Origin of the sequence: Actinosynnema sp. NPDC023658, from assembly GCF_040639995.1 — a bacterium.
GTDB lineage: Bacteria > Actinomycetota > Actinomycetes > Mycobacteriales > Pseudonocardiaceae > Actinosynnema.
Genome location: NZ_JBFAAX010000492.1, coordinates 1 through 4,400, shown reverse-complemented (window position 1 = coordinate 4,400; position 4,400 = coordinate 1). Strand labels below are relative to the sequence as shown.

The 4,400-nt window shown below is 72.4% G+C and carries 2 protein-coding genes and 1 pseudogene; 2 read left to right on the top strand and 1 reads right to left on the bottom strand.

Annotated elements, in window-relative coordinates:
* Positions 1-63: 63 nt before the first annotated feature.
* On the bottom strand, positions 64-2,034 hold the full coding sequence (locus tag AB0G02_RS29720; RefSeq protein WP_360800353.1) for an amino acid transporter: 1,971 nt from the start codon (positions 2,032-2,034) through the stop codon (positions 64-66).
* Between the two features lie 547 nt (positions 2,035-2,581).
* Between AB0G02_RS29720 and AB0G02_RS29715 the strand changes: the two genes are divergently transcribed.
* Both AB0G02_RS29715 and AB0G02_RS29710 read left to right on the top strand, forming a co-directional pair.
* Complete coding sequence (locus tag AB0G02_RS29715) at positions 2,582-3,985, top strand: GGDEF domain-containing protein (protein ID WP_360800350.1); 1,404 nt, start codon at positions 2,582-2,584, stop codon at positions 3,983-3,985.
* Positions 3,986-3,991: 6 nt separating this feature from the next.
* Positions 3,992-4,400, top strand: a pseudogene (locus AB0G02_RS29710) (MFS transporter); the annotation flags it as partial.

The following is a 4,400-nucleotide window of genomic DNA, read 5'->3' as shown; positions in this document are numbered from 1 at the left end:
ACATGACCCCGACGCTAGGAGCTGGAGCGCGCACCAGGTCAACAGCCGTCGCCGGGGAAACGGTCAGCCACCGACGTGGATGCCGGGGCGGCGGTCGCGGTCCGGTTCGCTCTTGCGGATGATCTCGCGGACGACCGGCGCGGTGTCGCCGCGACCCAGCAGCAGGTAGCGGAACAGGTGGCCGAGCGGGTTGCCCTCGCTCCACTCGAAGTGGCAGTGCGGGCGCACCCCGGTGGCGTCGCGCAGGACCAGCAGGATGGCGGCGATCGCGTTGGGCACGGCCGGGCTCTCGGCGCGCAGCACGCGGGTCCCCTCGACGTCGATCCCGCGCACGCGCAGCACGTCGCTGAAGCCGGACGGGTCGACCACGTCGATCTCCAGGAACAGCACGTCGGCCGCGCCCGGGACGGGGTTCATGCCGCGCTGCTCGGACTCCTTGGCCCGGTACTCGGCGGCGTCACCGGCCTGGCGGCGGTTGGCGATCAGGGTCAGCGCGCCGTCGTGGGCGATGGACTCGGTGACGAACCGGCGGGCGGCGTCGTCGAACTCGATGTGCGTGACCCGCAGCTCGGTGGTCCGGGTGACCCGGGAGACCAGCGAGACGACGACGATGCCGAGGATGAAGAAGAACGAGATGGTGATGCCGTCGGGCTTCTCGATCACGTTGTCGACCAGGGCGTAGAGCAGGATGAGGGTCAGCACGGTGAAGCCGACGGCCTGGCCGCGCTGCCGGCGGCGGACGGCGGAGGTCGTCACCGCGACGGTCGCGGACACCATCATCGCCAGGATGCCCGTGGCGTACGCGCCGGCCTGGGCGTTGACGTCGGCGTTGAACAGGATGGTCACCAGGACGCAGACCGCGGTGTAGACCAGCACCACCGGCCGCACCGCGCGGGTCCAGTCGGGGGCCATGCCGTACGCGGGCAGGTAGCGGGGCACGATGTTGATCAGGCCCGCCATGGCCGAGGCGCCCGCGAACCACAGGATCAGGACGCTGCTGATGTCGTAGGCCGTGCCCGCCCACTCCCCCAGCAGCTCGTGCGCCAGGTAGGCCAGCGCGCGGCCGTTGGCCTCGCCGCCGGGCCGGAACGCGTCGGCGGGCACCAGGACCGTCGTGACGAAGCTGGTCGCGACCAGGTACACCGACATGATCAACGCCGCCGCGGTGAGCAGCTTGCGGGTGTTGCGGATGCGGCTCTCCAGCCGCTCCTCGGCGGTGTCGCCCGACGCGGCGACCAGGGGCATCATGCTCACCCCGGTCTCGAACCCGGACAGGCCGAGCACCAGCAGCGGGAACGCCAGGACCGCCGGGCCGACCGCGCCGGTGAGGCCGCCACCGGAGGTCAGCGCGTCCACCCACCGGCCCAGCGCGTCGGGCGCGGCCACGACCTCCACCACACCCGCGACCACGACGACGGCGTTGAGCAGCAGGAACACCGCCACCAGCGGGATGGCCACGGTGACCGCCTCGCTGAACCCGAGCAGGAACACCCCGCCCAGGACCAGCAGCAGCACGACCGTGACGAGCAGCGCGTGGCCGTGCAGGAAGCCGGGCGCCATCGGGTTCTCCAGCAGGTGCACGGTGGCGTCCGCGGAGGAGAGGGTGATCGTGATGATCCACGAGGTGGCCACGAAGCCGAGCAGCACCAGCACGAAGAGCTTGCCCCGCCAGAACGGCAGCAGCTTCTCCAGCATCGCCACCGAGCCCTGCCCGTGCGGGCTCTCCCGGGCCACCCGCCGGTACATCGGCAGCATCCCCAGCAACGTCAGGACCACGATCAGCAACGTCGCCAGCGGCGACACCGCGCCCGCCGCCAGCGCGGCGATGCCGGGCAGGTAGGACAGCGTGGAGAAGTAGTCCACGCCGGTCAGGCACATCACCTTCCACCAGGCGTGCGGCTCGGTGTGGCTCTCGGCGCTGGCCGGCCCCTCCGGTGCGACCTGGTGACGCAGCAACCACCGCCCGAACCGGGTCGACGGCGGCGCCGGCCGGACCGGGCTGTCCAGGCGCGGCGGAAGATCGTGGTCGTCCATGCCCTCACATTCACACACGCCCGAGCCGGACCGGCGCACACCCCCGGTGCTTTTACGGTTCTTTAGCGGCGCATTACCGGTACCGGCACTGGTCGGAGCCCCGCCAATCCCCACCGCGCGACGGTGTCCGTGCCGCTCGGCGCGTATCGGTGCTGGGCACGTCGTCGCGCGGTGGGTGACGTGCAGCCCTGGCGAGGGGCAGACGCGTCACCATCGCGCCGCCCGGTTGATTCCGCTCCCCACCGCTCGGAGGTGCGGGCCGCCCCGCGCCCGTGACGCGGGGAACCTGTGGGATCCCGTAGCCGCGTGATCAACGGGCGCCGGGACGGCGGATCTTTGGTTCGGCCCGGTCGCACGTGCGGGGGCGGCGCGACCGGGCCGGTCACTGGTTCAGCGGCGCCAGTCGTTGGGCCGACCGGTACGCCAGTCGTTGGGCCGAACGGTGGTGGAGTTGGCGAGCGCGTTCATCATCGTCTCCCGGGGTGCTCGACTGTCTGTGATGGCTTGGTTACGGTGTCATCACCTGCTAGGAGGTGGTGGACACCCAATGGTCTCGGGCAGCCGACGACGGCGCGCTATCCACCTGCAGTGGTGCCGTGACTGGTCGCTGTGGCGGCTCCCGCGCGCGGTGCTGATCTACGTGCTGACCGTCGAGGCCGTGGCGGTCGTCGCGGTCGCGTCGGTGGCGACCCTGGTGCCCGTGACGGGTCGGCACTGGACGTGGTTCGCGGTGCTGTCCGCCGCCGCGGTGGTGCACTTCGAGGCCGCCCGCGGCCTGGAACGGGTGCGCGAGGTCGCGGCCGAGGGCAGCCCGTACGCCCACCCGCAGTCGATCTGGCTCTTCGCGGGGGTGCTGGTGCTGCCGCCGCCGCTGCTGGCCGGGCTGGTCGCGGTGAGCTACGGCTACGGCTGGCTGCGGATCTACCGGAGCAGCCCGCTGCACCGCAAGGTCTTCTCCGCCGCCACGGTGCTGCTGGCCTGCTGGTCGGCCGGGGCGATCCTGGTCGCGGTGCACCCGGATCCGGCGCTGCCGCACGCCGCGCAGCTGAACGGCCCGACCGGCCTCGGCGCGCTGGTGGCGGCCGGTGTCGCGTACTGGCTGGTCAACCTCGCGCTGGTGCTGGGCGCGATCGTGCTGTCCTCACCGACCCGGCCGGGTCGCGACGTGCTGGGGCCGCCGAGCCAGCAGTTGGTGATCGCCGCGTCGATCGGCCTGGGCACCGGCCTGGCGGTGGTGCTGGTGACGGCACCGTGGGTGATGCCGGTGCTGGTCGTGACCATGCTGGGCATGCACCTGGGCCTGCTGCTGCCGGTCTACCGCACCGCGGCCCGGGTGGACGGCAAGACCGGCGCGCTGACCTCCGTGGCCTGGACCGAGCGGGCCGCCGCCGAGCTGACCAGGGCGAAGGCCGTCGGAATGCCGGTGGCGGTGCTCGTGCTGGACCTGGACCACTTCAGCGACATCAACAACACCCACGGCCACCTGGCGGGTGATCACGCGCTGCGCGCCGTGGCCGCCGAGGTGCGGCGCCAGGTGCGTGACGGCGACCTGGTCGGCCGGTGGGGAGGCGAGGAGTTCGTGGTGCTGCTGCCGGGCACGGACCTGACCGCCGCCTGGCAGGTGGCCGAACGGATCCGCGAGACCGTCCGCATACCGCTGACCGACCTGCCCACCGACGACCTGCGCACCGCTTCCTTCTCCTCCCTCTCGTCCCCCTTCTCCGCCTCCACTCCCCCCTCCTCCCCTCTCTCTGCCCCTTCCTCGACCTCTGCTGCTTCTGCCTCCGACGGGACGCTCCAGATCACCGCGTCGCTGGGGGTGGCTGGGTTCCCGGCGCACGGCGACACGGTCGACCGGCTGCTGCTGGCCGCCGACACCGCGCTGTACCGCGCGAAGAACAACGGTCGTGACCGGGTGGAGATGGCGTCGGCCCGCGGTGCCGGGTCCTGACCGCCGATGGTCGACCAACCAGGGGGACGGTCGCTGTACCGCGAGGTGTTCGCCTCCACCGAGTTCCGCGCGCTGTTCGTCGCGCACACCATCTCGACCGTGGGCGACCAGTTCGCCCGGGTCGCGCTCACGGTGCTGGTGTTCCGCGGCACCGGCTCCCCGGCGTGGGCGGCCATCACCTACGCCTTGACGTTCCTGCCCGACCTCGTCGGCGGACCGCTGCTGGCGGGACTGGCCGACCGGTACCCGCGGCGCGCGGTGATGGTGAGCTCCGACCTGCTGCGGGCCGCGCTGGTCGCGGTGATGGCCGTGCCCGCCCTGCCGTGGCCGGTGGTGTGCGGGTTGTTGGTGCTGGTGCAGCTCGCCGGGGCGCCCGCCGTCCCGGCGCGGACGGCGTTGCTGCCGCACATCCTGC

Bases quoted from the DNA above. Each gene is read 5' to 3' on its own strand.
- AB0G02_RS29720 (WP_360800353.1), bottom strand. From the start codon at position 2,034: ATGGACGACCACGATCTTCCGCCGCGCCTGGACAGCCCGGTCCGGCCG.
- AB0G02_RS29715 (WP_360800350.1), top strand. From the start codon at position 2,582: ATGGTCTCGGGCAGCCGACGACGGCGCGCTATCCACCTGCAGTGGTGC.